The organism is Desertihabitans brevis (assembly GCF_003327535.1).
GTDB lineage: Bacteria > Actinomycetota > Actinomycetes > Propionibacteriales > Propionibacteriaceae > Desertihabitans > Desertihabitans brevis.
Genome location: NZ_QOUI01000006.1, coordinates 196186 through 223094, shown reverse-complemented (window position 1 = coordinate 223094; position 26909 = coordinate 196186). Strand labels below are relative to the sequence as shown.

Sequence of the window (26909 nt, the reverse complement as noted above, 5' to 3'; positions counted from 1 at the left end):
CGTGGGCCGCGCCGGGCGGTCAGCCGTCGCGGCGCCGCCGCGGGCGGGTCGTGGTGCGGGTCGAGCGCGCCTGCTCGACGGTGGCGCTCAGCTCCTCCAGCGCGTCCCCGACGCACTGGGCCAGCACGTCGAGGTCGCTGGCCTCGTCCCGGTCGCCGTTGAAGCCGATGAACACCTCGCCGTTGTAGGAGGTGACCCCGATGCTGAGGATGTGCCCCGCGGTCAGCGGCAGCACCGGGAAGCTGGCCACCAGCTCGGCGTCGTCGAGGTAGACCGGGTGCTGCGGGCCGGGCACGTTGGTGATCACCAGGTCGTGCGGCCGCCGCACCAGCTGGCTGGTGACCCGTGCCCCCAGGTGGTGCAGGGTGGTCGGGGCGAAACCGGCGATGTCGATGATGCTGCGGGCGTCCACCGCCAGCCCGGTGTCCTTGTGGGCCTTGGTGCCGTAGGAGACCTGGTGCAGCCGCATCAGCGCGTTCGGCTCCCCCACCGGCAGCGGCATCAGGTGCGGTGCCACCCTGCTGCCGAGCGAGGACGGGGTGCCGTCCTCGTCGATCACGCTCATCGGCACGCAGGCGGTGAGCTGGGTCCGGGTGAGGTGCTGGCCGCGCGCGGCGAACCAGGAACGCAGGGCACCGGTGAGCACCGCCAGCACCACGTCGTTGATCGTGCACCGGTGCGCCACCCGCAGCGTGCGCAGGTCCTGCAGCGGCAGCACCGCGCAGGCGAACCGGCGCTGCTGGGAGACCACCCCGGTCAGCGGTGAGTCCGCCGGCGGCCGGGCACCGGTCATCAGGTCGGTGGCCAGCCCGCCGATGGTCTCGCCGAACCCACCGACCGCCTCGCCCACCGCCACCGCGGTGCCGAGCACGCTGGTCACCCCGCGGCGCACCCCGTCGACCAGCACGAACGGGTCCCGGGCCGTCTCCACCGCGGTCTGCACCAGCAGGTCCACCGGGCCGGGCTCCGGCCGGGGCTCCCAGGCCGGGGCGGCGAGGTCGCCGCCGTCGGCCACCTCGTCCAGCAGCACCTGACCGATGTCGACGTGGTCCTCGCCGTCGACCAGCAGCTGGGAGGTCTTGGTGATCACCGCCAGCCGGTCGTCGGCCAGCCCCTCGACCAGGTACATCTCCCACAGCGGGCGGGAGTGGTCCAGCCGGCGGGCCATCACCCGGCCGACGAACTCGCGCAGCTGCTCCAGCGAGCCCGGACGGGGCAGCGCGGAGCGGCGGACGTGGAAGCTGAGGTCGAACCCGTCGTCCTCCACCCAGACCGGTGCGGCGAGGTTGAACGGCACCGCCCGCAGCCGCATCCGGTAGCGCGGGACGAAGGCCAGCCGGTCCTCCACCAGCGCCGCCAGCCGCTCGTGGTCGATGCCACCCGGGCCGGGGCGGAACACGTCGACGGTGCCCACGTGGTTGGGGTGGTGGGCGGTGTCCAGCGCCAGCAGGGCGTCCTCGGCGGCGGTCAGGCGGTCGGCCATCGGCCCCTCCTCCGGCACTTGTCCACAGATCCGTCGACGGCGCCCGCGGGAGACGTCGCCGGGGTCCAGGCTAGGCGAGCATGACGATCAGCGTCCTGCCCCTGCCCGTCCAGCACCCGCCGGTGCTCCGTGACGCCGTCGCCCCCGCGGTCCCCGCCGACCAGCCGACGCTGTTCGGCGAGGAGGCGCCGCTGCTGCGCGCACCCGGGCCGGAGCAGCCGCTGCTGCCCGGCGCCGCCCGGACCGCAGCCGTCCTGGTGCGGCTGGTGCTGGAGTCGCTGGACGGCCGCCGCCCGGCCACCCAGCTGGAGAGCTGGTTCACCGAGGCGGTGCTCACCCAGCTCGCGGTCGAACGCGGCCTGCGCCGGCGCTCGCGCCGGCACCCGCCGGCCCAGCTCTGCTCGGTCCGGGTGCAGCACCCGCGCCCTGACGTGGCCGAGGTGAGCATCCGGCTGCACGCCGCCGGACGCTCGCTGGCCTGGGCGATGCGGCTGACGACCGGTGGTCAGCGCTGGCGCTGCACCGACCTGGAGACCGGCCCGCGACCCGATCCCGTCAGCTGCGCGCTCCGTGGCACTGCTTGAACTTCTTGCCCGACCCGCAGGGGCACGGCTGGTTGCGGCCGACACCGGCATAGGGGTCCTGCTCGGCGGTGCCGGTGGCGGTGCTGGCCCGGCCGTCCTCATCCGGGGCGCTGTAGCTGAGCCGGCCACGGGTCGGCCCGCCACCCAGGCCCTTGGCCGAGATGCTCGGCCGGCCCGGGGCCGCCGCCACCGCCCCGGCCGGGGCGCCGTCATCGGGCTGGGCCGCGTCGGTCGCCGGGGTGCCGGCGTCGGGCTGGACGTCGGCGTCGGACGGGGACGGCTCCCCCTCGCGGCGCACCTCGGTGCCGCCGGAGTCCGGGTCGGGCCCCGAGGCGATCCGCTGCTCGAGGTCGCCGACGGTGACCGGCCTGGCGCTGCCGTCCGCGCCCGGGACGACGCCCACCCTCGCCACCTGGGAGACCTTGACGTCGAGGTTGAACAGGTAGCCGACGACCTCCTCGGTGAAGGCGGCCATCATCTGGTTGAACATGTCGCCGCCCTCGCGCTGGTACTCCACCAGCGGGTCGCGCTGGGCCATCGCCCGCAGCCCGATGCCCTCGCGCAGGTAGTCCATCTCGTAGAGGTGCTCGCGCCACTTGCGGTCCAGCACGGTGAGCAGCACCTGCCGCTCCAGCTCGCGCATGTTCTCCTCGCCGAGCTCGGCCTCCCGCTCGTCGTAGGCCCGGGTGGCGTCGGCCACGAAGGCGGTGACCAGCTCGTCGGCGGTCAGGTCGACGCCCTCGTAGTCCTCGCGGTCCAGACCGACGCGGTAGATCTGCGACATCTCGGTCCACAGCTGCTCGAGGTCCCAGTCCTCCACGAACCCGACGGTGTGGTTGCGCACCGTGCTCTCCACCACCTGGGTGGTGGCCGAGCGCAGCTGGGCCTCGACGTCGGCGCCCTCGAGCACCTTGCGACGGTCGCCGTAGATGGCGTGGCGCTGGCGGTTCATCACGTCGTCGTAGCGCAGGATGTTCTTGCGGATCTCGAAGTTCTGCGCCTCCACCTGCGCCTGGGCGCTGGCGATCGCGCTCGAGACCCGCTTGTTCTCGATCGGCTGGTCGTCGGGGATCTTCAGCGCCTGCAGCACCCACTCGACGACGTCGGACTTGAACAGCCGCATCAGGTCGTCGCCCAGCGAGAGGTAGAAGCGGCTCTCCCCCGGGTCGCCCTGGCGACCGGAACGACCGCGCAGCTGGTTGTCGATCCGGCGCGACTCGTGCCGCTCGGAGGCGACCACGTACAGACCGCCGAGCGCGACGACCTCCTCGTGCTCGCTGGCCACCTCGGCCTCGATCGCCTCCAGCGTCTCGGCCCAGCGCGCCTCGTACTCCTCGGCGTGCTCGACCGGGTCGAGCCCCTGCTTGCGCAGCACCTGGTCGGCCAGGAACTCCGCGTTCCCACCGAGGATGATGTCGGTACCGCGGCCGGCCATGTTGGTGGCGACGGTGACCGCGCCCCTGCGTCCGGCCTCGGCCACGATCGCGGCCTCACGCGCGTGGTTCTTCGCGTTCAGCACCTCGTGCTTGACGCCGGCCTTCTTCAGCAGCGCCGAGAGGATCTCCGACTTCGCCACCGAGGCGGTGCCGATGAGCACCGGCTGCCCCTTCTGGTGCCGCTCGACGACGTCGGCCACCACGGCGGCGAACTTCGCCTCCTCGGTACGGAAGATGAGGTCCTTCTCGTCGGTGCGGATCATGGGCTTGTTGGTCGGGATCGGCAGCACGCCCAGGCCGTAGATCTTCTGGAACTCCGCCGCCTCGGTCAGCGCGGTGCCCGTCATGCCGGCGAGCTTGTCGTACATCCGGAAGAAGTTCTGCAGGGTGATGGTGGCCAGCGTCTGGTACTCGTCCTTGATCTGCACCTTCTCCTTGGCCTCGATGGCCTGGTGCAGCCCCTCGTTGTAGCGCCGGCCGGTCAGCGTGCGCCCGGTGTGCTCGTCGACGATCAGCACCTCGCCGTCGGCGACCACGTAGTCGCGGTCGCGCAGGAACAGCTCCTTGGCCTTGATCGACTGGTTGAGGTAGGAGATCAGCGGGGTGTTGGCCGACTCGTAGAGGTTGTCGATGCCGAGCCGGTCCTCGACGAAGTCGATGCCGGCCTCGATGATCGCGACGGTGCGCTTCTTCTCGTCCACCTCGTAGTGCACGTCGCGCTGCATCTTCGCCGCGATCTTGGCGAACTCGGGGTACCACTCGTGGCTCTCCTGCGCCGGGCCGGAGATGATCAGCGGGGTGCGGGCCTCGTCGATGAGGATGGAGTCGACCTCGTCGACGATGGCGAAGTGGTGGCCGCGCTGCACGCAGTCCTCCAGCTTGAGCGCCATGTTGTCGCGCAGGTAGTCGAAGCCGAACTCGTTGTTGGTGCCGTAGGTGATGTCGCAGGCGTAGGCGGCGCGCCGCTGCTCCGGCGTCATGCCGGAGAGGATGACGCCGGTCTCCAGGCCGAGGAAGTGGTGGATGCGGCCCATCTGCTCGGACTGGAACTTCGCCAGGTAGTCGTTCACCGTGACCACGTGCACGCCCTTGCCGGTGAGCGCGTTGAGGTAGCTCGGCAGGGTCGCCACCAGGGTCTTGCCCTCACCGGTCTTCATCTCGGCGATGTTGCCCAGGTGCAGCGCGGCCCCACCCATCAGCTGGACGTCGAAGTGACGCTTGCCGATCACCCGGCGGCTGGCCTCGCGGACGGTGGCGAAGGCCTCGGGCAGCAGGTCGTCGAGGGACTCGCCCTTCTCCAGCCGGGCCCGGAAGTCCGCGGTCTGGCCGCGCAGCTCGTCGTCGTCCATCGCGGTGAAGTCCTCCTCGATGGAGTTCACCTGCTCGGCGATCCGCTGGAGGCGGCGCAGCTGCTTGCCCTCGCCCATGCGGAGCAGCTTGTCCATCAGTGCCACGGTGCAGTCTCTTCCCGTCGACGGTCGGTCCTCGGCCATCGTAGTGGCCCCGGCCGACCAGCCCAGGGTGCTAGGGTGAACACACGTTCGATTCGAGGGAGGTCGACGATGGCCCGCACCGCTGCACCCGTCGCACCGGCAGCCGGCACCGCGCTGCAGACGTCGCTCTTCGACGCCGACCCCGTCGGCCTCGGTCCGCTGGACGGCGTGCACCGGGTGCCGCTGAGCCGCGGCGCCTGGGTCGACCTGCTGCCGGGCTGGCTGACCGGGGCGGACGCGCTGCTCAGCCACCTGGTCGAGGTGGTGCCCTGGCACGCCGAACGGCGTCAGATGTACGAGCGCGAGGTGGACGTCCCCCGGCTGACGAAGTTCTACGGGGCGAGCGAGCCGTTCCCGCACCCGGTGCTGGACGCCGCCCGCGACGCCCTCACCGAGCGCTACGCCGCCGAGCTGGGTGAGCCCTTCACCACCGCCGGGCTGTGCTACTACCGCGACGGCCGGGACTCGGTGGCCTGGCACGGGGACCGGATCGGCCGGGGCCGCGACGTCGACACCATGGTCGCGATCCTCTCGGTGGGGGCGGCCCGGACGCTGGCGCTGCGACCCCGCGGCGGCGGCGACTCCCGTCGGCTGCCGCTCGGCCACGGCGACCTCATCGTCATGGGCGGCTCCTGCCAGCGCACCTGGGACCACGCCATCCCGAAGACCGCCCGCGACGTCGGGCCGCGGGTGTCGATCCAGTTCCGGCCCACCGGGGTCCGCTGATGACCACCCCGCTGTCGCCGACACAGACGCCCCGGCTGCTGCTCACCCGGCCGCAGCCCGACGACCTGGCCGAGCTGTTCGCGCTGCACGCCGACCCCGACAGCTGGCGCCACCTCCCCAGCGGCCGGCACCGCACCCGGGAGGACACCGAGCAGCTGCTGCGGGGCTACGAGCAGAGCTGGGCCGAGCACGGGCTGGGCGCCTGGGTGGCGCGCCGCCGCGGCGGCCCCGAGGACGGTGCTCTGGTCGGGGTCGGCGGCTGCTCGCTGCGCGGAGGCGTCGCCTGGAACCTCTACTACCGGCTGACCCCGGCCTGCCGGGGCCAGGGGCTGGCCCAGGAGATCATCGCCGCCGCGCTGCCGGCCGCCCGGCGGGTGCGCCCTGAGCTGCCGGTGGTGGCCTACCTGGTGGAGCACAACACCGGGTCGAAGGCGGCGGCCGAGCGGGCGGGGCTGGTGCTGCGCTGGCGCGGGCCCGACGCCGGCAACCCCGATCCTGACGCCGTCCGGCTGGTCTACGCCGACCGCGCGCTGGCGCCGGCCGTGCTGGAGTCGTTCACCGGCTGAGGGCGACCGCCCGCTGCAGCAGCGCCGCCAGGTCGCCGCGCTCGTGCACGACCACGTCGTCCAGCCCCAGCCAGGACGCCATCAGCGCGAGCTCGGCGGCCAGCTCCGGCGCGGTCTCGGCGGGGGCGTCCGGCTCGGCCCAGGCGGCCTTGACCACCAGGACGCCGGCAGCCCGGTCGGCCTTGAGGTCGACCCGGGCCACCAGCCGTTCGCCGAGCAGGAACGGGTAGACGTAGTAGCCGTACCGCCGCTTCGGCGCCGGCACGTAGATCTCGATCCGGTAGCGGAAGTCGAAGAGCTCCTGCAGCCGCTGGCGCTCGAAGACCATCGAGTCGAACGGGCTGAGCAGCGCCCGGCCGGCCACCCGCCGCGGCAGCCGGGCCTCGTGCCACAGCCAGTGCGGCCGGTCCAGCCCGCGCACCGTCACCGGCAGCAGCTCCCCCGCCGCCACCAGCTCGTCGACCGCCGGACGCACCTGGGCGGTCTTCAGCCGGAAGTAGTCGGCCAGCGCCCGCAGGTCGGCCACCCCGAGCGCCCGGGCCGACCGGCGCACCAGCGTCCGCACCGCCTCCTCCGGCTCCGGCGTCGGCGCGGCGGCCACCTCGGGCGGCAGCACCCGCTCGGGCAGGTCGTAGAGCCGTTCGAACTGGTCGTTGCGGCGGGCGGCGGTGATCTCGCCGGCCCAGAACAACCACTCCAGGCACACCTTCACCGAGGACCAGTTCCATCCCCAGTGCTCCCGCGAGCGCTCCTCCTCGTGCTGGATGTCGCGGGCGCTGATCGGGCCGCGCGCGGCCACCTCCTCGCGCACCCGGGCCAGCAGGTGCGGCTGCTCGGCCTGCACCCGGCGGATCCGGCCCCAGGCCTCCTCGGCGGCCACCTGCATCCGCGGCCGCAGCGCCGGCTGCAGCACGACGTCGACCAGCGAGGCCTCGTGCGCCCAGTACTCGAACAGCCGGCGTGGACGGCGTCCGGAGGCCCGGGCCAGCAGCCCGGGGTCGTAGGGCCCGTGCCGGGAGAAGAGCGGCATCAGGTGGGCCCGGACGGCCACGTTGACCGAGTCGATCTGCAGCAGCGCCAGCCGGTCGACCAGGCGCTGCACGTCGCGCATGGTGGCGTCGCGGTCCGGGCGTCCGGTGAGACCCTGGGCGGCGACGGCCACCCGCCGCGCCTGGGCGAGGGTCAGCGTCTCGCGGGGCATGATCGGGAGGCTAGTGCCGACCACCGACAGCGGCGGGGCAGACTGGCCGCACCGACCAGGAAGGAGCCATGACCGACACCGACGAGGCCCGGGTGGCCGTCTACATCGACTTCGACAACATCGTCATCTCCCACTACGACCACGAGCACGGGCGCAACGCCTTCTCCCGCGACCGCGCCCGGGAGACCGACGCCGACGGCGAGCCCAGCGCGGCGATGGCCGAGCGCCTCGACGCGGCCACCATCGACGTCGGGGCGATCATCGACTTCGCCTCCTCCTACGGCACCATCGTGCTCACCCGCGCCTACGCCGACTGGTCGGCCCCGGTGAACTCGCGCTACCAGCGCCAGCTGGTGGGGCGCGCCGTCGACCTGGTGCAGCTGTTCCCGGCGGCGGCCTACGCCAAGAACGGCGCCGACATCCGGCTGGCGGTGGACGCGGTGGAGGACATGTTCCGGCTGCCCGACCTCACCCACGTGGTGATCGTGGCCGGCGACTCCGACTACGTCCCGCTGGCCCAGCGCTGCAAGCGGCTCGGCCGCTACGTGGTCGGGGTGGGTGTCGCGGGCTCGACCAGCCGGTCCCTCGGAGCCGCCTGCGACGAGCTCATCACCTACGGCGCGCTGCCCGGGCTCACCGCCGGGCCGGACGAGCCGGACGAGCCGGAGCCGGACGAGCCGGAGCCGGCGCCGGAGCGGCGCCCGACGGCGGCGGCGGACGGTCCGGAGACGGGCGGCCGACGCGGCGGCGGCGCCGGCAGCGCACCGACCACGGCAGCGGAGGGGCAGTCCGCGGCCGTCCCCACCGGCACCGAGGACGAGGACGACACCGCGCCTGAGCCGGACGCCGCGCTGAGCCGGCGGGGGGCGTCCCGGCTGCTGGAGCGGGCGCTGCGGCTGGCGCACGAGAAGTCCGACGAGGAGTGGCTGCACAGCTCGGTGGTGAAGACCCAGATGAAGCGGATGGACCCGTCGTTCAACGAGAAGGCGCTGGGCTACGGCTCGTTCTCCGAGTTCGTGAAGTCGCGCAACAGCGTCGCCGAGCTGGACGAGAGCGACCAGACCCGCCGGATCCGGCTGCGTCCCGGGCGCTGACGGCCACGGCGCCGGGACGCCGACCTCACACCTGCGGTCGCGGCGACGTCCACCTGGTGACCAGACCCGAGGAGGTCCCGTGCCCACCACCCACTCCGTGCTCGACTCGCCCGTCGGACCGCTCACCCTGATCGCCACCGACGGGGTGCTCTCGGCCGTGCTGATGTCGGCCCACCGCCACCCGCGGCTGGACCGCGGCGTCCGCGACGACGCCGCCCTGGCGCCGGCGCGTGACCAGCTGGCGGAGTACTTCGCCGGCGAGCGCACCGTCTTCGACCTGCCGCTGGCCCCGCAGGGCTCGCCGTTCGAGCGGCGGGTGTGGGCCGAGCTGCAGCAGATCCCCTACGGCCGGACCCGCAGCTACGGCGAGCTGGCCCGCGCGCTCGGCCGGCCACGGGCCGCGCAGGCGGTCGGGGCGGCCAACGGCCGCAACCCGGTCGCCATCGTCATCCCCTGCCACCGCGTGGTCGGGGCCGACGGCGCACTGACCGGCTACGCGGGCGGGCTGGAGCGCAAGCGCCAGCTGCTGGAGCTGGAGAACCCGACGCTGCTCAGCCCGCCCGCGCTCTTCTGAACCGGGTCAGGCGCTGACGCTCGCGGCCTGCGCGGTGTCGGCGCCCTCGGTCTCGAGGTGGATGACGCCGTAGTCGTAGGCGTGGCGCCGGTAGACCACGCTCGGACGCCCGCTGGTGGCGTCGACGAAGAGGTAGAAGTCGTGGCCGACCAGCTCCATCTCGTCCAGCGCCTGGTCCAGCGTCATCGGCGGGGCGCTGTGGGTCTTCTCCCGGACGACCAGGGGGCCGTCACCCTGCACCTGCATCCCCGCCACGGTGCGGACGTCGTCGGGCTCGGCCTCCTCGGCGGGGGCGGCGTCCATCGGGTGCAGCATGGCGATCTCACGCAGCGGGCGGCGTCCGTTGCGGTGCTGCACCGCGCGGCGGTCGTGGGCCTTGCGGAGCTGGGTGGTGAGCTTGTCGAGGGCCTTCTCGAAGGCGATGGTCTTGTCGTGCGAGCAGGCCTCGGAGCGGACCGCGGGACCCTTGCTGAGCAGCGTGATCTGCACGCAGGTGTCCTGCTCCATCTTGCGGGTCCGGTCGGCCGAGACCTCGACCTCGACCCGGATCACCCGCTCCCGCAACCGCTCGATCCGGGCGACCCGCTCCTGCACGTGGGCGCGGAACTCCTCGGTGAGGGCGCAGTGACGACCCGACACGACAACATCCATGGTGACGACCTCCGTGGCTCTGGGGGGACCGCCGGAGTCGGGGCGTCTCCGCCCCGAGATCCGGCGGAGATGGCAGTGGCACCCGAACCCCGTCCGACCTGCTCCCCACCCGGGGGAGCCGACCAGAACGGAGGCACTGGCGCCATGGACCAACGTTAGACGAGCCCTCCGGGGCTGTGAAGGCGGGGCCCGGCCGGGGCGTCACGTCACCCAACGCTTACACCGGGCGGGCAGCGGACACGCGGCCGTAACAAAGAACGGCGTCGACTGAAACACCGGTGCCGAACGATCGGGCCCCATGGAAATCGATACCGGTGACACCGCCTGGATCCTGGTGTGCGCTGCCCTGGTGATGCTGATGACACCGGGGCTGGCCCTCTTCTACGGCGGCATGGTGCGCTCGAAGAGCGTCCTCAACATGATGCTCATGAGCTTCGGAGCGATGGCCGTGGTCGGCGTGCTCTGGGTTCTGTACGGCTACAGCATGGCCTTCGGCAACTCCGTCGGTGGCGCCGGGCTGCTCGGCGACCCCCTGGAGTACCTGGGTCTGAACGGGCTGATGAGCCCGGACGCCCTGTCCGGGACGGCGCCGGCGATGGCGTTCGTGGCCTTCCAGGCGATGTTCGCCATCATCGCGGTGGCGCTGATCTCCGGTGCGATCGCCGACCGGGCGAAGTTCGCGACCTGGATGGTGTTCACCGTCGTCTGGGCGACGCTGGTGTACTTCCCGATCGCGCACTGGGTCTTCGCCTTCTCCACCGACGACGGCAGCTACACCGGCGGCTGGATCGCCAACACGCTGGGCGCGATCGACTTCGCCGGCGGCACCGCGATCCACATCAACGCCGGTGCGGCCGCCCTGGCCCTCGCCCTGGTGCTCGGCAAGCGGATCGGCTTCAAGAAGGAGCCGATGCGGCCGCACAACCTGCCGCTGGTGATGCTGGGCGCGGCCCTGCTCTGGTTCGGCTGGTTCGGCTTCAACGCCGGCTCCGCACTGGCCGCCAACGGCACCGCGGCCACCGTCTTCGTCAACACCATCGTCGCCACCTGCGCCGCGATGATCGGCTGGCTGGTGCTGGAGCGGATCCGCGACGGCCACCCGACCAGCCTCGGTGCGGCCTCGGGGATCGTGGCCGGTCTGGTCGCCATCACCCCGGCCTGCTCCTCGGTCTCCCCGATCGGGGCCATCATCATCGGCCTCATCGCCGGCGTCGCCTGCGCCGCCGCGGTCGGGCTCAAGTACAAGCTCGGCTACGACGACAGCCTCGACGTGGTCGGCGTCCACCTGGTCGGTGGCCTGATCGGCACCCTGCTCATCGGTCTGCTGGCCGACCCGGCCGCCCCGGCCGAGGCCTCCGGGCTGTTCTACGGCGGCGGTGCCGGTCTGCTCGGCATCCAGGCCGTGGGCGCCCTGGCCACCCTGGTGTACTCCTTCGTGGTGACCCTGCTGATCGCCTTCGTGCTCAAGCTGGTCATGGGCTGGCGCGTGGACGAGGAGGCCGAGGTCGACGGCATCGACGGCGACCAGCACGCGGAGTCCGGCTACGACCTGCACCCGCTGCGGGGTGGTAGCGGGATGCTGGCGGCGGCCACCGCCACCGGCACGACCGTCCCCCGTCAGGCCGCCGACGAGCCGGCAGCGGCTCCCGCCCCGAACAGTGAGGAAATGGCATGAAGCTCATCACCGCGATCATCAAGCCCCACCAGCTGGAGCCCGTCCGGGACGCCCTCGAGCGGTTCGGGATCTCCGGGATGACCGTCAGCGAGGCCAGCGGCTACGGCCGCCAGCGCGGCCACAGCGAGGTCTACCGGGGGGCGGAGTACACGGTCGACTTCATCCCGAAGATCCGCCTGGAGGTGCTGGTCGACGAGCCCGACGCCGACAACGTCATCAACCTCATCGTCCAGCAGGCCCGCACCGGCCGGATCGGTGACGGCAAGGTGTGGTCGGTCCCGGTCGACGACGTGGTCCGCGTCCGCACCGGCGACCGCGGCACCGAGGCGCTCTGACCGGGAGCAGGACCACCCCATGGGTCTACGTGACCTCCGACTGCAGCTGGCCGGCGCCCGGGGTCTGAGCACCCCGGGCGCCGGTTCGGCGCTACGCACCACCCTCACCGACCGGACGCTGGACCGGCTGCAGCAGCTGTGGCGGCAGGCCACCGAGGAGCACGAGCACCCGATCAAGGTCGGCTCCGGCACCGCGCTGGCCTGCACCGGCAGCCTGGCCCGCGGTGACGGCGGGCCGCTCTCCGACCTCGATCTGGTGCTGCTGCACGACGGCCGCTCCCTCTCCCCCGCCGACCTGGCCGAGGTGGCCGACCGGCTGTGGTACCCGCTGTGGGACTCCGGGGTCGGGCTGGACCACTCGGTGCGCTCCCTGGCCCAGTGCCGCGCGGTCGCCTCCGGCGACCTGGCGGTCGCCGCGGCGATGCTCGACCTGCGGCCGGTGGCCGGGGACGAGGCACTGGTGGCCGGCGTCCGCAAGCAGCTGGCCGAGGACTGGCGGGCGCAGTCGCGCAAGCGGCTGCCCGAGCTGGTCGAGGCCGTCGCCGCCCGGCACGAGCAGGCCGGCGACCTGTCGCAGTCGCTGCAGCCCGACCTCAAGGAGGCCCGCGGCGGGCTGCGCGACATGGTGGTGCTGCGGGCGCTCACCCGCTCCTGGCTGGCCGACCGTCCGCACGGCGCCCCCGACCAGGCCTACAGCCGGCTGCTGGACGTCCGTGACGCGCTGCACCTGGTGACCGGTCGCAGCCGCAGCATCCTGGCGCGGCAGGAGCAGCAGCCGGTGGCCGAGGTGCTCGGGCTGGCCGACGCCGACGAGCTGCTCACCGAGGTGTCCCGCTCGGCCCGGGTGGTGCACCAGGCCGTGCACACCACGATGCGCGCCGCTCGGCAGAGCCAGCGGGCCCGCTCGCGGCGGATCGGCCCCCGACGTCCCCAGCTGGAGCCGCTGGGCGAGGGGCTCTACCTGCACGACGGGGAGGTCGTGCTCGGTCGCGGGCACGACCTCGACGACCCGCTGCTGGTGCTGCACGCCGCCCTCGCCGCCGCCACCCGCCAGATCCCGCTGGCGCCGGCCACCGCGGCCAACCTGGCCGAGAACGGGGCGCCGCTGCCGCGGCCCTGGCCGGAAGAGGCGCGGCGGCTGCTCATCCGGCTGCTGGGCTCCGGCGACGGGCTGCTCGAGGTCTGGGAGTCCCTCGACCAGGCCGGCGTGGTGGACGCCTGGCTGCCCTGCTGGGCGGCGGTGCGCAGCCGCCCGCAGCGCAACAGCATCCACCGCCACACCGTCGACCGCCACCTGCTGGAGACGGTGCTGCACGCCGCCCGCCAGCAGCACCGGCACCGGCCCGACCTGCTGCTGGTCGCCGCGCTGCTGCACGACATCGGCAAGATCCGCGGGGCCGACGACCACAGCGTCGTCGGCGCTCCGATCGCGGCGCGGACCGCGCTCCACCTCGGCTTCGACGCCGACGACGCGGCGGTGGTCGAGCTGCTGGTGCGCGAGCACCTCACCCTGGTCACCCTGGCGACCACCGCCGACCCGACCGACCCGGCCACCATCGAGGCGGGGCTGCGGGCGGTCCGGCACCGGGTGGAGGTGGTCGACCTGCTCGAGGCGCTGACCGAGGCCGACGCCCGCTCGGTCGGGGCCAAGGCGTGGAGCCCGTGGCGGGCCACCCTGCTGCACTCACTGACCGGCCACCTCCGAGCGCGCCTGGGTGGCGGCGACGACGGCGCCGAACAGCACGTCGGCCTGGCCGGCTGAGGCCCGGGACGCCTCGGCCAGGCTGGCGCCGGTGGTGACCACGTCGTCGACCACCACCCAGCGGTCCGGGTCGCCGCCGCGGCGCCGGGCGGCCACCGCCCCGGCCAGGTTGGCCCGACGCTCGACCGCGGACAGGTCGACCTGGTCGGCCACCGGGCGCCGGTGCCGCAGCCGGCGGGCGCTGCGGACGTCCAGCCCCTGCCGGCGCAGCCAGGCCGCCGCCCGGTGCGCCAGCTCGGCGGTGGTGTCCAGCCCGCGCTCGCGCACCGCCGCCGGGGCGGAGGGCACGGGCACCAGCAGCACCGGCGGCCGCGCCCCGGTCACCCGCAGACCGGCGGCCACCGCCAGCGCCAGCCGTCGACCCAGCAGCGGGGCCAGCCACCACGCCTGCCGCTCCTTGTAGGCCGTCAGCACCTGCCGCGTCGCCCCGGCGTACCCGCCGGCCGCCAGCACGACCTCCTCCGCCGCACCGTGCCGCGGGTGCCAGCGCTGCAGCCGTCCGCCCTCGACCTCGGCCCGGCAGACGGCGCAGCACCCCAACCCCGGCGACATGCACCCCGGGCACTGCGCGCCCAGCACCAGGTCCGCCGCCGCATCCAGCCACGTCCGCACGGAGTGAGCCTGGGGCGCTCGCCGTCACCTGGACGCCGCTCGGGCCCCGGCTGTGGACAGCGGCGCGCCCTTGTGGATGGTCGGGGATGGCGCCCTTCGACGGGCTGAGGGTGCTGTGGTCGGGTCCGGGTCAGCGGTCGCCGAGGGGGAGCTCCATGGTGAAGGTGGTGCTCCGCCCGGGTTCGCTCTCGACCCGGAGCGACCCGTGCATGGCGTGCACGAGCTGACGGGCGATGGCCAGCCCCAGGCCGGTGCCCTCCTTCGCCCGGGTGTCGCTCTGGTCGGCCTGCACGAAGCGGTCGAAGATCTGCTCGAGCTTGTCCGCCGGGATCCCCGGGCCCCGGTCGCGCACGGCGACCGCCACCGCACCACGTCCACCCAGCCCGGCGGGGTCGCGGCCGAGCACCACGTCGACCTCGCTCCCGGGCGGCGCGTACTTGGCGGCGTTGGAGAGCAGGTTGGTGAGCACCTGCTGGATGCGGTCCGGGTCGCCCCACGCGACATGGTCCTCCCCGGCCGCGTGCACGCCGACCTCCACCTCGCGGGCGGTGAAGAGCAGCCGGCTCTGGTCGACGGCCCGCCGCGCCAGCTCGGCCAGGTCCACGTCGGTCGGGAACAGCGGGAACCGGCCCGACTGGAGGCGTTCGACGTCGAGCAGGTCGTCCACCAGCCGGCTGAGCCGCTCGGTGCTCTCCGAGGCGATCCGCACCATCGGCACGGCCTGCGGCGCCACCGGCCCGAGCCGGCCGTCGGCCATCAGCCCCAGCACGCCGCGGATGGAGGTCAGCGGGGTCCGCAGCTCGTGGCTGACGGTGGAGACGAACTCCGACTTCATCCGCTCCACCCGCTCCTGCCCACGCAGGTCACGCAGGGCCACCACGCAGCCGGTGGTGCGACCACTGCGGCTCAGCGGGCTGACCGTCAGCTGCACCGGGACCAGCGTGCCGTCGGGCTGGCGGCAGTGCGTCCGGCCGGTGCTCACCCGTCCGTTCTCGACGGCCTCACCGACCCACCCCAGCGGCCGTGACGGCGGGACACCGCCGTCGGGGTCGAGCACCACCACCTCGGCCAGCGGCCGGCCCACCAACCGGGTCCGCGGCCAGTCCAGCAGCGTCGCCGCCGCGGCGTTGGCGTAGGTCAGCCGCCCGTCCAGGTCGGCGGCCAGGACGCCGTCGCCGACCGAGGCCGCGACCGCCTCCGACAGCTCGGCCGACTCGCGCAGCTGCTCGGTGCGCTGCTCGACCAGCCGGGTCAGCCCCCGGCGCAGCCGCAGGTTGTCGTAGGTGACGAGCAGCTCGCGCAGCGCCACTGCCACCGCCACCAGCACGGCCAGCACCCGGACCGGGGTCGAGATGTCGCCGAGCGGGCCCACCATCAGGACCACGGCGGCGGCGACCAGGCAGGCGTAGACGGTGGCCGTCCCCAGCATGGGGCGGTCGGCGACCCCGTGCGCGCCCGGGCGGGCCGGACGGTCGGGCGACAGCACGGCGACGATGATGCCGAGGTAGCCGACGAACCAGCCCAGGTCGGTGGGCTCCCCGGTGGTGGCGGGGCTGGCGGCGAGCTGGCGGAGCGCGAACCCGGTGTCGGCCACGCCGATGCAGATGAACCCGAGGGCGGCGGTGTAGAAGCGCGCGTAGTCGGCCGGCGGTGAGCGCAGCACCATGATGACGAGCACGGTGACCACGACGCAGTCGGCGACCGGAAGCACGAGGACGGTCCACCCGGTGTCGTCGCCACCGAGGTCGGGCCGGACCGCGGAGACCACGCCGAGCAGGATGCCCAGCAGGGACAGCCCGACGACCAGGCCGTCGGCGAGGACCCGGGCCAGCTCCACCCTGCCGAGCGGGATCGAGGGGTAGCGCAGCGTGCCGGTGGACCCGACGACGATGGCCGCGACAGTGGCCACCACCAGCGCGGACGCCGACTGGTCCGACGGCGGCAGCAGCAGCACCATGTTGCCCACCGCGGCCAGCAGGCACCCCACCGCGAACAGCTGCCAGGCCCGGCGACGGCCCGGGTCGGTCTTGGTGCGACCACGCACCCACAGCGCGGCGGCCACCGAGAGCATCAGACCCAGGACGCCCCAGTCGCTGACCGTGGCCCGCACCGGCTGGGGCAGCGGGCTGAGCAGGACCGCCGCGGCGGCCACCACCACGGCGCCGCCGACCGGGAGGTACCACCGGCTGACCAGCACCCCTGCCGGCTCGACCCGCACCCGGACCTCCTCCTCGCTCGGCTGCGGGTCGCTCCACCCGCGCGGAGGACCTGGGTCACGCCGCGGAGGCGACCCTAGCGAGCGGCGGGCGCACCCGTCACCGCCCGTCCAGGGGTGGCGCCATGGCGGCCCGGCACGCGGGTCAGCCCCGGTAGGCCGCCGCCCGGACGCCCTGCAGCTTCTCGGGCCAGGAGAAGTCGGTCTCGCGGACCCAGAGCTCGCCGTCACGGCCCACCACCGCGGCCGGGGCGGTCTGGTCGGAGGCGTGGGCGTGCAGCGACCGGGCCGACCAGCTGCCGGAACCGACCTGGTTCATGCCCGCGCCGTCCTGGTCGACGGTCCACGGCAGCAGCGGGCCGTCGGGGGTGGTGGCGCCGAGGACGAGCAGCGAGGTCGCGCTGGTCCAGTCGACGGCGGCGACCGTGGTCGGGCCGCTGCGGCCGCTGGAGACCAGCGGCAGCCGGCGCCAGGAGTCCACCCGGGGGTCGTCGCCGCGGGTGATCAGCGCCAGCCCGAGCTCGGTCCCGGCCGCCGTGCGCCGCACCACCGCCATCCGGGTGGCGTCGGGGGAGATGGCGAAGTCGACCAGCTCGGCCTCCTCCAGCGCCGGCGCCCGGACCCGCAGCGGCTGCTCGTCGCGGACCACCCAGAACCCCGGCTCCGGCCCGGACGCCGCCGTCCACAGCTCGTCGAAGCGGTCCCACTGGGGCGCCAGCAGCCCCTGCTGGCCCTCCAGCACCGTCACCAGCGCGGCCTCGGGGGCGGAGTCGGCGACCAGCAGCCGGCTGCGGTCGCCGGTGACCACCGCGGCCTTCGGCATCGGGTCGTTGGAGACGGCGAGCCCCGCGACCGGCTCGGTCCAGCCGCCCAGCGGCCCGTCCAGCGGGCGCACCTCGTAGGGCAGGACGTCGCTGCGGGTGCTGCCGATCCCCTGCTCGGTGGCGACGTAGAGCGCGGAGTCCAGGGCGGGCACCGGGGAGAAGTACTGGTAGGCGTTCAGCGGCAGCACACCGCCGGGGTCCTGGCCGGGCACGACGTAGGGCATCCCGTCGACGAGGAAGCGCACCGCGGTGATCTGCGGCAGCTGGCGCAGCGTCCAGACCACCTGCGCGGCCATCCGGGTGCGTTGCTCGTTGTTCAGCGCGTCCACGGTGGCGCTCAGCGAGACGTCGGCCACCCCGCCGGCGTCGACCGGGATCGACAGCCCCAGCTCGGTGCCCTCGGGGACGGCCGAGACGACCGCCTCGCGCAGCCAGGACGTCGGCCCGTCCAGCATGGCCCGCAGCAGCGTGGTGGCGGACTGGCTGCCCCGCGGCACGTAGATCGGGTCGGGCACCAGGGTGCTGAACTCGGGGTTGAAGTAGTAGACGTTGACGTCGTCGTAGAAGCGCTCGAAGAGGTACTGCGAGATCAGCAGCCCGTCGGGCGGGTTGCCGATCCGCCACTCCCCCGCGGCGTCGCGGCGCATCTCGAAGTCGATCCGGTAGCGGCGGTCCTGACGCTGGAACGCCCCGCCGGCGTCCACCACCGCCACCAGCGGACGGTCGAGCACCACCGTCTCACCGGTGCTGACCGGAGAGCCGGAGTCGTAGACGATCACCGCGCGCTCGGGCCGCCAGCTGTCGCGCACCTCCTCGGCCAGGTACTCCCGGGCGACGGTGTAGTCGGTGCGGTAGTTCGCCATGGCGTGCAGGAAGCCCTCCACCACCAGCGCGGGCGAGGCCCCGGCGGCCGGCGGCTGCGGCTCGATCTCCACCGGCCCGCTGGGGGCCGGGCCGGCGGTGCCGCCGCTCTCGACCGGTCCGCTGGTCGGCACCGACAAGCAGCTCGTGAGCACCGCCACCAGCAGCGGCAGCAGCAGCCAGGCGGGCCAGCCGCCGCGGCGGCGTCCGGGCGTCACCGTGGCTCCTCGGCCGAGGCGGTCAGCTGGTGCTGGACCGCACGGACGCCGGCGCCCCCGACCGCCCGGGGGCCTCCGGGCGGGGGCAGCCCGGGCAGCGTGAGGTCGCGCGGGATGGCCGGCAGCGGCGACATCCGCACCACGCCGCCGCGCACGCGCGGCACGGTCAGGCGGAACTGCGCCCCCAGCCCCGGACGTCCCCAGGCGTTCAGCCAGCCCGAGTGCAGCCGGGCGTCCTCCAGCGAGATGGCCAGCCCCAGCCCGGTGCCGCCGACGGTGCGGGCCCGGGCGGGGTCGGCCCGCCAGAAACGGTGGAAGACCTGCTTGGCCTGGGCGGCCTCGAAGCCGATGCCGTGGTCGCGGACCGCGACCGCGACGGCGTCCTCGTTGCCCTCGACCCAGATGTCGATCGGGCGGTGCTCGCCGTGCTCGATGGCGTTGGTGATGAGGTTGCGCAGGATCCGGGTGATCCGTCGGGGGTCCACCTCGGCGGTGCAGGGGCGGGTGGGCCGGATGATGGTCAGCGGGGTGCCGCTGCGCTCGGCGAAGGCCCGCTGGGCGGCGACCTCGCGCTCCACCAGCTCCAGGACGTCGGTCTCCTCGGTCTGCAGCACCGCGGCCCCGGCGTCGAAGCGGGAGATCTCGAGCAGGTCGCCGAGCAGCCCCTCGAACCGGTCCACCTCGTGGTAGAGCAGCTCGGCCGAGCGGGCGGCCAGCGGCTCGAGGTCCTCGCGGGCCTCGTGCAGCACCTCCGCGGCCATCCGGACGGTGGTCAGCGGGGTGCGCAGCTCGTGGCTGACGTCGGAGACGAAGCGCTGCTGCACCCGCGACAGCTCCTCCAGCTGCTCGATCTGCTTCTGCAGCTCCGAGGCCATGAAGTTCATCGACGTCGCCAGCCCTGCCAGGTCGTCGCTGCCGCGCACCCGCAGCCGGTCGTCCAGGTGGCCCGAGGCCAGCCGCCCGGCGGTCAGGCGGGCCTCCCGCACGGGGTCGACCACCTGGCGGGCCACCAGCGCGGCCACCGCGGTGAGCGCCAGCACCAGCAGCGTGCCGGTGGTGACCACGGCCCGCTGCACCACCTGCAGGGTCTCCATCTCCGAGGTCAGCGGGAACAGGAAGTAGATGGCGTAGCGGCCCGTCCCGGGGGCGACCAGGGAGCCGCCGACGGCCAGCCCGGGCACCGGCGGCGTGCCGTCGGTCCAGCCGATCTCGGTCGGCGTCACCCAGGTGCCCTCGGCCTCGGCTACCCGGCTGCGCAGCATCTCCGGGACGCTGGTCGCCGAGACCCGCGGGGACTGGATGTCGGAGACCGGGCCCTGCACCACGACCTCGTACTGCCCGCCGCTGGCGCCCCGGTTGACCACCTCCACCGCCAGCCGGGTGAGCACCTCGTTGACGTTGGAGCTGGCCAGGTCGGCGGCCTGCAGCGAGCGCTGCGCGGTGTCCAGCGCGACCGCGGCCTCGGCGAGCGCGGCCTGCTGCTTGGCCCGCAGGATGCCGTCGGTGGCCTGCTGCATCAGCAGGAACCCGCCCAGCAGCATCACCACGGTGGAGGCGCCCAGGGTGGAGGCGATCACCCGCAGCGGCAGCGAGCTCCACCACACCCGGCTCGGGGTGCGCAGCAGCCGCTCCCACCCGGGGTGGACGCGCTCGGCCAGGGTCGCCACCGCGACCGTCCTCAGCCGCCGGCCTTGTAGCCGATGCCGCGGACCGTGACGACGATCTCGGGACGCTCGGGGTCTCGCTCCACCTTGGACCGCAGCCGCTGCACGTGCACGTTGACCAGCCGGGTGTCGGCGGCGTGGCGGTAGCCCCACACCTGCTCCAGCAGCACCTCGCGGCTGAACACCCGGCGCGGGTTCTTGGCCAGCGCCAGCAGCAGGTCGAACTCGAGCGGGGTGAGGGCGATCTCGCTGCCGTCGCGGCGCACCGAGTGGCCCTCGACGCTGATGGTGAGGTCGCCGATCTGCAGCACGTCGGCGTCCTCGGCCTGCGGACGGCGGCGCAGCCGGGTCCGGATCCGGGCCACCAGCTCCTTGGCCTTGAACGGCTTGGCGACGTAGTCGTCGGCGCCGGCCTCCAGCCCCGCCACCACGTCGATGGTGTCGGAGCGCGCCGTGAGCATCACCACCGGCACCCCGGACTCGGCGCGGATGTCGCGGCAGACGTCCACCCCGTCCCGGCCGGGCAGCATCACGTCGAGCAGCACCAGGTCGGGCTGGTGCTCGCGGAAGGCGGCCAGCGCCGCGTCGCCCTGCCCGACCCAGATCGGCTCGAAGCCCTCCTGGCGCAGCACGATCTGCAGCATCTCGGCCAGGGCCGCGTCGTCGTCGACCACGAGGACCCGCATCCGCTGGCCCGTCCGCTCCGGGTCCGACCCCCGTCCGGTCTCCGACACCCGTCCCGCGTCCGACACCGCTGCCCCTTCCCGTCCGCCGCACCGGCTGCGGGGACCGCACGCCTGCCCAGGCAGGCGCTCGAACCTGCATCCTACTGCCCGGTACGACGCCCGCCGCCGGGCGCGCGCGCCTCCTGCGCCGCCCGGGCGCCCTGTCACCCGACCTCCCGCGTGGGAGACTGCCGGCCGTGACCCCCGCACCGCCCGGCCCGGGACGCCGGACCGCCCGGCCGGAGGTCGCCCGCGCCGCGGAGCAGGCGCTGCTGCCGCTGCGGCCGCTGACCGTCGGGGAGGTGCTCGACGCCGCCTTCGCGGTGGTGCAGCGCGACGTCACCACCGTGCTCGCCCCACCGCTGGGGCTGGCGGTGCTGCTGGGGGTGCAGGTGGGCGGGCTGTGGCTGCTGTGGCACGCGCTGGCCGGCACCTCCGACGTGCTCGCCTGGGTGGTGGTCGTGCTGCTGGGCCTGGGAGGCGTGGTCGTCGGTTACCTGCTGGCGGTCTGGGTGGCGGCGGTGGTCAGCCGGGTCTGCCTGCGCACCGTGCTCGGGGAGGGTTTCGCCCCGGCCGGCACCCCGGTCACCTGGCGCTCCAGCCGCCGGCTGCTGCTGCCGGCGACCGGGCTGGGTCTGCTGGCGGTGCCGCTGTCGGCGGCGCTGGGCTGGGTGCTGTCGCTGGTGCAGCTGGTGGTGGTGCCGTTCGCCCTGGTCGAGGACCCGCTCTGGGCCGGGGTGGGCTCGGTGGTCGCGGTGGCGCTGATGGCCGTGCTGACCTGCTGGCTGGCGTCCTACCTGGTGCTGGCGGTGCCCTGCTACGCGCTGGAGGGCGCCACCGCTCCGGACTGGGTGGGACGTCCGCACCGCCCGACCTCGGTGCCCGCGGCGTTCGGGCGGGCCGTCCAGCTGGTCGGCATCCGGCAGGCGCTCCGCGCGACGGCGGTGACCGCGGCCGGCGTCGGGCTGGTCGGGCTGGTCGGCGGGCTGGCCCTGGTGGCGCTGGTCTCGGCCACCGGCATCTACGGCCCGGTGCTCGGGCTCGACCTCGACACGGTGTTGTTCCTGGTCGAGCGTCCGGGCACCTGGTATGTGCTGGCCTGCGGCTACCTGATGACGCTGGTCGCCGCGCTGCCCTTCGGGGCGGCCTTCCAGACCGTGCTCTACCTCGACCTGCGGATGCGCAGCGAGGGCCTCGACCTCGCGCTGCGCTTCGACTGCCTCGACCCGCCGCAGCCGCAGGGGCGCCCGTGAGCGCCCCGCGCCTGCTGCCACCCCTCGACGTCCCGATCACCATCGGGCGCGAGGAGGCGCGCCGGCGCGCGGCCGAGGAGCTCGGGGTGCCCCTCGAGCAGCCGGCCGACCCGGGCTGGCTGGACCGGCTGGTGGAGCGGCTGGTGCTCCTGGCCGAGGACCTCGCCGACCGGTCCTCCGCACTGGTCGAGCGGGTGCTGCGCTGGCTGGGCGAGGTGGTGCGCCGGTTCACCGACCTCTCCCCCGGCGCGGGCGGGGACGCCGACGGCGGGCTGTGGCCCACCGTGCTGGTGGTGCTCGGCGTGGCTGGGCTGGCGCTGCTGGTGTGGCGGGTCGGCCTGCCCCGCCTCAACCGAACGGTGGGTGATGCGGAGGTGCGCACCGAGGCCGGGGTCAGCCCGCAGGAGTACCGCTCGCTGGCCGAGCAGGCCGCCGCCCGCGGCGACCTGCTGACCGCGGTGCTGGAGGAGTTCCGGGCGATGGTGCGTGGGCTGGAGGAGCTGACGGTGATCGACCCGCGGCCCAGCCGCACCGCGCTGGAGGTGGCCTGGCGGGCCGCCGAGACCGTCCCGGAGGCCGAGGCGGACCTCCGCTCGGCGGCCACGCTGTTCAACGAGGTGGTCTACGGGCGCCGGGCTCCCAGCCCCGAGCGCTGGCAGCAGCTGCGCACCCTGTCCGAGGCGGTGCTGCAGGCCGCCGGACGGGCCGACCTCAGCCGGGTGCCCGGATGAGCGCCGCGCGCACCCGACGCCGGTGGCGCCGGCCGGTGCTGGTGCTGGCGGCGGCGCTGCTGGTGCTGCTCGGCACCGGCTGGCTCGTCGACGTGCTGCGCGGTGTCCCGGGCGACCCGGGATCGGACCGGGACCAGGGCGCCTCGGCACTGCGCCGGCTGGTCGCGGCCGAGGGCGTGGACGTCCGGGTGGCGGGATCGGTGCCCTCGGCCGCGCGGGACGCCGCGGCTCCGCACACCCTGGTCGTGCACGCCGCCGACCGGCTCCGCCCGGCGGACTGGGAGCGGCTCTGGGCCAGCGCGCCGGCCGAGGTGGTGCTGCTCTCCCCCGACGCCGCGACCCTGGAGGCCGCCGGCCTGGCGGTGCGGACGGTCGACGCCGCCGGGGTCGGGGCCGACCAGCCCGGATGCGCCGACCCCGCCGCCCGCCGTGCGGGCACCACCGCCGGCGCGGCCGGGGCTCCCGGCTACTCGACGGAGGACGCCGAGATCGCCTGCTACCCCGCGCCCGGCACCGGCCACCGCTACCTCCGGCTGACCTCCCGCGGCGCGACCGTGCACCTGCTCGGCACCGGGTGGGCCAACGGCGAGCTGCTGACCGAGGGCAACGCCTCCTTCGCCATGCAGGTGCTCGGGCGCCAACCCGCGCTGGTGTGGCTGAACGACCCGGACCCGGTCGCTGAGCCGGCGGCCGGGCCTCCCTCGCTGCTGCCGCCGTGGTGGGCCCTGCTCGGCGCGCAGGCGTCCGTCGGCTTCGTGCTGCTGCTGCTCTGGCGGGGACGCCGGCTGGGGCCGGTGCTGACCGAGCAGCTCCCGGTGGTGGTGCCGGCCGGCGAGGCGGTCACCGGGCACGGCCGGCTCTACCACCGGATGGGCGCCCGCGAGCACGCGGCGGCGGTGCTGCGCGCCGGCACCGTCGGCCGGCTCTCCCGCCGGCTGGGCCCGGCCGACCCGCTGGCCCTGGTCACCACCGTGCACGCCTCGACCGAGCTGGAGCCGGCATGGCTGCGCGAGGTGCTGACCGGTCCGCCACCGGCCGACGACGACGCCCTGGCCCGGCTCGCGCTCCAGCTCGCCGAGGCCGAGCGCCGGGTGCACGAACCCGGCCGTCCCGCTGCCCGCACCCCCGAGACCACCGTCGAGAGGACGTCCCGATGACCCAGCCCGCACCGCCCGCTCCCCCGGCACCCCGCCAGCCCAGCCCGTCCCGGCGCGCCCTCGGGCTGGTCCGGGAGGAGGTGGCCCGGGCCGTGGTCGGCCAGGAGCCGGCCGTCACCGCGCTGCTGATCGGCCTGCTGTGCCGCGGGCACGTCCTGCTCGAGGGCGTCCCCGGCACGGCGAAGACGCTGCTGGTGCGGGCCTTCGCCGCCGCCTGCGCGCTGGACAGCAAGCGGGTGCAGTTCACCCCCGACCTGATGCCGGGCGACATCACCGGCTCGCTGGTCTACGACAGCCGCAGCGCCGAGTTCGTCTTCCGCGAGGGGCCGGTGTTCACGAACCTGCTGCTGGCCGACGAGATCAACCGCACCCCGCCCAAGACGCAGGCCGCGCTGCTGGAGGCGATGCAGGAGCGGCAGGTGACGGTCGAGGGCGAGCCGCGCCGGCTGGCAGAGCCGTTCCTCGTCGCCGCCACCCAGAACCCGGTGGAGTACGAGGGCACCTACCCGCTGCCGGAGGCGCAGCTGGACCGCTTCCTCATGAAGGTGCAGGTCGAGCTGCCGGAGCGGCAGGCCGAGCTGGAGGTGCTGCGCCGCCACGCCGAGGGGTTCGACCCCTCCGACCTGGACGCCGCCGGGCTGCGGCCGGTGGCCGGGGCGGAGGACATCGCCCGGGCCCGGGCGGAGGTGCGCTCGGTGCAGGTGCACCCGGCGGTGCTCGGCTACGCGGTCGACGTCTGCCGGGCCACCCGGGCCTCGCCCTCGCTGCGTGCCGGGGTGTCGCCGCGGGGGGCGACCGCACTGCTCGCCGCCGCCCGCGCCTGGGCCTGGCTGGCCGGCCGCGACTCGGTCTACCCCGACGACGTCAAGGCGCTGGCCTTCCCCGTGCTGCGGCACCGGATCAGCCTGCGGCCGGAGGCCGAGCTGGACGGGCTGACGCCCGACGCCTGCGTGGAGTCGGTGCTGGCCACGGTCGCGGTGCCGCGGTGAGGACGGCGCGGTGGTGCTGACCTGGCGGCCGCTGGTGCTGCTGGCCCTCCTCACCCCGCTGGTGCTCTGGCTGGGCACCTGGCAGGGGTGGGCGGTGGTGCTCGGGGTGGTGCTGGCCGTGGTGGTCGCCGACGTGGCGCTGGCGCCGTCCCCCCGCCGGCTGACGGTGGTCCGCGACGGCGAGCGGTCGCTGCGGTTGGGCCAGCAGGGCGAGGTGCGGGTGGGGGTCACCAACCCGGGCCGGCGGACCGTCCGCTGCCGGGTGCGGGACGCCTGGGTGCCCTCGGCCGGCGCCACCGGCGGGGTCGGACGGCTGGTCGTCCCGGCCGGGCAGCGGCGCCGCCACACCACCGTGCTGCACCCCACCCGGCGGGGGGACCGGCGCGCCGGGCCGGTGACGGTGCGGGTGCTCGGACCGCTCGGCTTCGCCGGCCGGCAGGCCGACCACGACGCCCCCTGGACGGTGCGGGTGCTGCCACCGTTCAGCAGCCGTCGGCACCTGCCCAGCCGGCTGTCGCGCTTGCGCGAGCTCGACGGGCGGACCAGCCTGCTGCAACGCGGGCAGGGCACCGAGTTCGACAGCCTGCGCGAGTACGTGCCCGGTGACGACGTCCGCTCCATCGACTGGCGCGGCACCGCGCGCTCGGCCACCGTGGTGGTGCGCACCTGGCGGCCCGAGCGGGACCGGCACGTCCTGGTCGTCCTCGACTCAGGCCGCACCTCCGCGGCGCGGGTCGGCGACCAGCCACGGCTCGACCTGTCGATGGACGCCGCCCTGCTGCTGGCCGCGCTGGCCAGCCGGGCCGGGGACCGGGTGGACCTGCTGGTGGCCGACCGGCGGGTCCGCGCCGACGTCCGCCGGGTGGGCGCCGGCGAGCTGCTCTCGGCGATGGTGCAGGCGATGGCCGACGTCGAGCCGGTGCTGACCGAGACCGCGCACCGCTCCCTGGTCGGCGAGATCAGCGCTAGGGTCGGGCAGCGCTCCCTGGTGGTGCTGCTCACCGCCCTCGACGAGGCGACGGTGGGCGAGGGGCTGCTGCCGGCGCTCGCCCCGCTGCTGCGCCGGCACCGGCTGGTGGTGGCCTCGGTCTCCGACCCCCGCACCGAGGAGCTGCTGGCCATCCGCGACACCCCCGCCGACGCCTACGCCGCCGCGGCCGCCCAGGGCGAGCTGGACCGTCGTGAGCGCACCGCCGCCCGGCTGCGGCGCGCCGGGATCAGCGTGGTGTCCGCCCCGCCGGACCACTTCGCCCCCGAGGTCGCCGACCACTACCTCGCGCTGCGCCGCACCGGCCAGGTCTGACCCCCGCACACACCTTCGCGCACCGGCACACCAGCTGCAGCACGGGTGCCGCCCCACGAACGTGTGTGACGGGTTCGTCGGCCGCGCACCGCCCCGGACCTCCACACACCTTCGTCCAGCGGCACACCAGCTGCAGCATGGGTGGCGTCGCGCGAACGTGTGTGAGGGGTGGGCCGGCGGTCGCTGACGCGGCGCGGTGCGGCGGCGCGAGCTCAGTTGAGCTCGGCGTCCTCGGTCCAGCTGCTGAGGAAGGCCAGCCGGTTGGGCTGGCGACGCAGCACCCGTCGCCAGAGCGTGGCCGGGTCGGGGCCGAAGATGTCGTCGTAGCGGGAGGGCACCACGTACCAGCGGCGGTCGGCCAGCTCGGACTCCAGCTGGCCGGGGCTCCACCCGGCGTAGCCGGCGAAGATCCGCATGTCGTCGTAGGCGCCGGCCACGATCTCCAGCGGCGTGTCCAGGTGCAGCAGGCCGACGGTGCCGAACAACGGACGGAACCCCGGCGGCTCCTCGGAGCGGTCGGCCACCGCGGCGACGCAGATCGCGCCGTTCGGTGAGACCGGGCCGCCGCGGAAGAGCACCTTCGGCTCGCTCACCCGCTCCACCCAGTCGGGCAGCACCGCGCTCAGCGGCAGGTCGGCCAGCTGGTTGAGCACCACCCCGAGGGCGCCGTCGCCGTCGGCGTCCAGGACGAGCACCACGGTGCGGTCGAAGACGCCGTCGCCGGGCCCGATGGCGGCGACCAGCAGGTCCCCGGGTCGCGGCTGGCGGGCGCTCACC

The 26909-nt window shown here is 74.7% G+C and carries 23 protein-coding genes; 13 read left to right on the top strand and 10 right to left on the bottom strand.

The genetic code is table 11. The features are described 5' to 3' along the window. Window positions 1-19: 19 nt before the first annotated feature. Window positions 20-1483: a WS/DGAT/MGAT family O-acyltransferase gene (locus DT076_RS11405; RefSeq protein ID WP_114126791.1), complete on the bottom strand. Its 1464-nt coding sequence runs from the start codon at window positions 1481-1483 to the stop codon at window positions 20-22. A gap of 80 nt (window positions 1484-1563) precedes the next feature. On the opposite strand from DT076_RS11405, the gene DT076_RS11400 reads away from it, so the two are divergent. After that, complete coding sequence (locus DT076_RS11400; RefSeq protein ID WP_114126790.1) at window positions 1564-2067, top strand: Rv3235 family protein; 504 nt, start codon at window positions 1564-1566, stop codon at window positions 2065-2067. On the opposite strand, the gene secA is transcribed toward DT076_RS11400, so the two are convergent. Next, on the bottom strand, window positions 2039-4957 hold the full coding sequence (secA, locus tag DT076_RS11395; protein WP_456073040.1) for a preprotein translocase subunit SecA: 2919 nt from the start codon (window positions 4955-4957) through the stop codon (window positions 2039-2041). The two genes, DT076_RS11400 and secA, sit on opposite strands and share 29 nt — an antisense overlap. Before the next feature lie 108 nt (window positions 4958-5065). Between secA and DT076_RS11390 the strand changes: the two genes are divergently transcribed. Both DT076_RS11390 and DT076_RS11385 read left to right on the top strand, forming a co-directional pair. Then, window positions 5066-5722 carry an alpha-ketoglutarate-dependent dioxygenase AlkB gene (locus DT076_RS11390; protein ID WP_114126789.1) on the top strand — a complete coding sequence of 219 codons (657 nt, stop codon included), beginning with the start codon at window positions 5066-5068 and terminating at the stop codon, window positions 5720-5722. Continuing rightward, a complete protein-coding gene (locus DT076_RS11385) occupies window positions 5722-6288 on the top strand; it encodes a GNAT family N-acetyltransferase (RefSeq protein WP_114126788.1) in 567 nt (188 codons plus the stop codon). The genes DT076_RS11390 and DT076_RS11385 overlap by 1 nt, the downstream gene beginning before the upstream one ends. On the opposite strand, the gene DT076_RS11380 is transcribed toward DT076_RS11385, so the two are convergent. After that, window positions 6278-7489, bottom strand: a complete 1212-nt coding sequence (locus DT076_RS11380) for a winged helix-turn-helix domain-containing protein (RefSeq protein ID WP_199539128.1) — start codon at window positions 7487-7489, stop codon at window positions 6278-6280. The genes DT076_RS11385 and DT076_RS11380 overlap by 11 nt on opposite strands. Window positions 7490-7557: 68 nt before the next feature. Between DT076_RS11380 and DT076_RS11375 the strand changes: the two genes are divergently transcribed. Further along, window positions 7558-8583 (top strand): NYN domain-containing protein, encoded by a 1026-nt coding sequence (locus tag DT076_RS11375; protein ID WP_114126787.1) that lies wholly within the window; start codon window positions 7558-7560, stop codon window positions 8581-8583. A 79-nt stretch (window positions 8584-8662) separates the two neighbouring features. Then, complete coding sequence (locus tag DT076_RS11370; protein ID WP_114126786.1) at window positions 8663-9157, top strand: methylated-DNA--[protein]-cysteine S-methyltransferase; 495 nt, start codon at window positions 8663-8665, stop codon at window positions 9155-9157. Window positions 9158-9163: 6 nt separating this feature from the next. Here DT076_RS11370 and hpf read toward each other — a convergent pair whose 3' ends face one another. After that, the gene (gene hpf, locus DT076_RS11365) at window positions 9164-9808 is read right to left on the bottom strand and encodes a ribosome hibernation-promoting factor, HPF/YfiA family (RefSeq protein ID WP_114126785.1); all 645 of its coding nucleotides are present in this window, start codon (window positions 9806-9808) and stop codon (window positions 9164-9166) included. A gap of 298 nt (window positions 9809-10106) precedes the next feature. Between hpf and DT076_RS11360 the strand changes: the two genes are divergently transcribed. From DT076_RS11360 to DT076_RS11350, 3 genes are read left to right on the top strand one after another with little or no spacing between them, the layout of a single operon-like run. Further along, window positions 10107-11483, top strand: coding sequence for an ammonium transporter (locus tag DT076_RS11360; protein ID WP_199539127.1), 1377 nt, complete (start codon window positions 10107-10109; stop codon window positions 11481-11483). Continuing rightward, window positions 11480-11818, top strand: a complete 339-nt coding sequence (locus tag DT076_RS11355) for a P-II family nitrogen regulator (RefSeq protein ID WP_114126784.1) — start codon at window positions 11480-11482, stop codon at window positions 11816-11818. Before DT076_RS11360 ends, DT076_RS11355 begins: the two co-directional genes overlap by 4 nt. Window positions 11819-11837: 19 nt before the next feature. Continuing rightward, window positions 11838-13580 carry a [protein-PII] uridylyltransferase family protein gene (locus DT076_RS11350; RefSeq protein ID WP_114126783.1) on the top strand — a complete coding sequence of 581 codons (1743 nt, stop codon included), beginning with the start codon at window positions 11838-11840 and terminating at the stop codon, window positions 13578-13580. On the opposite strand, the gene DT076_RS11345 is transcribed toward DT076_RS11350, so the two are convergent. From DT076_RS11345 to mtrA, 5 genes are all read right to left on the bottom strand, one after another. Next, the gene (locus DT076_RS11345) at window positions 13503-14192 is read right to left on the bottom strand and encodes a ComF family protein (protein WP_114126782.1); all 690 of its coding nucleotides are present in this window, start codon (window positions 14190-14192) and stop codon (window positions 13503-13505) included. The genes DT076_RS11350 and DT076_RS11345 overlap by 78 nt on opposite strands. Before the next feature lie 130 nt (window positions 14193-14322). Then, window positions 14323-16410, bottom strand: a complete 2088-nt coding sequence (locus DT076_RS11340; RefSeq protein WP_114126781.1) for an ATP-binding protein — start codon at window positions 16408-16410, stop codon at window positions 14323-14325. Between the two features lie 142 nt (window positions 16411-16552). Then, the gene (locus DT076_RS11335) at window positions 16553-18310 is read right to left on the bottom strand and encodes a GerMN domain-containing protein (protein ID WP_114126780.1); all 1758 of its coding nucleotides are present in this window, start codon (window positions 18308-18310) and stop codon (window positions 16553-16555) included. After that, entirely contained in the window at window positions 18307-19977 is a 1671-nt protein-coding gene (mtrB, locus tag DT076_RS11330) for an MtrAB system histidine kinase MtrB (RefSeq protein ID WP_267896820.1), read from the bottom strand. The genes DT076_RS11335 and mtrB overlap by 4 nt, the downstream gene beginning before the upstream one ends. Window positions 19978-19988: 11 nt before the next feature. Beyond that, window positions 19989-20660, bottom strand: coding sequence for an MtrAB system response regulator MtrA (mtrA, locus tag DT076_RS11325; protein ID WP_114126873.1), 672 nt, complete (start codon window positions 20658-20660; stop codon window positions 19989-19991). A 236-nt stretch (window positions 20661-20896) separates the two neighbouring features. On the opposite strand from mtrA, the gene DT076_RS11320 reads away from it, so the two are divergent. Genes DT076_RS11320 through DT076_RS11300 form a run of 5 tightly spaced genes read left to right on the top strand, consistent with a single transcriptional unit; the run spans window position 20897 to window position 26132 of the window. Then, window positions 20897-21952 (top strand): hypothetical protein, encoded by a 1056-nt coding sequence (locus DT076_RS11320; RefSeq protein WP_114126779.1) that lies wholly within the window; start codon window positions 20897-20899, stop codon window positions 21950-21952. Beyond that, window positions 21949-22683 carry a DUF4129 domain-containing protein gene (locus DT076_RS11315; protein WP_114126778.1) on the top strand — a complete coding sequence of 245 codons (735 nt, stop codon included), beginning with the start codon at window positions 21949-21951 and terminating at the stop codon, window positions 22681-22683. The genes DT076_RS11320 and DT076_RS11315 overlap by 4 nt, the downstream gene beginning before the upstream one ends. Then, a complete protein-coding gene (locus tag DT076_RS11310) occupies window positions 22680-23840 on the top strand; it encodes a DUF4350 domain-containing protein (protein ID WP_114126777.1) in 1161 nt (386 codons plus the stop codon). The genes DT076_RS11315 and DT076_RS11310 overlap by 4 nt, the downstream gene beginning before the upstream one ends. Further along, on the top strand, window positions 23837-24829 hold the full coding sequence (locus tag DT076_RS11305; protein ID WP_114126776.1) for an AAA family ATPase: 993 nt from the start codon (window positions 23837-23839) through the stop codon (window positions 24827-24829). Before DT076_RS11310 ends, DT076_RS11305 begins: the two co-directional genes overlap by 4 nt. Before the next feature lie 10 nt (window positions 24830-24839). After that, window positions 24840-26132: a DUF58 domain-containing protein gene (locus tag DT076_RS11300; RefSeq protein ID WP_114126775.1), complete on the top strand. Its 1293-nt coding sequence runs from the start codon at window positions 24840-24842 to the stop codon at window positions 26130-26132. A 212-nt stretch (window positions 26133-26344) separates the two neighbouring features. On the opposite strand, the gene DT076_RS11295 is transcribed toward DT076_RS11300, so the two are convergent. After that, a complete protein-coding gene (locus DT076_RS11295) occupies window positions 26345-26908 on the bottom strand; it encodes a YqgE/AlgH family protein (protein ID WP_114126774.1) in 564 nt (187 codons plus the stop codon). Between the last annotated feature and the right edge of the window lies 1 nt (window position 26909).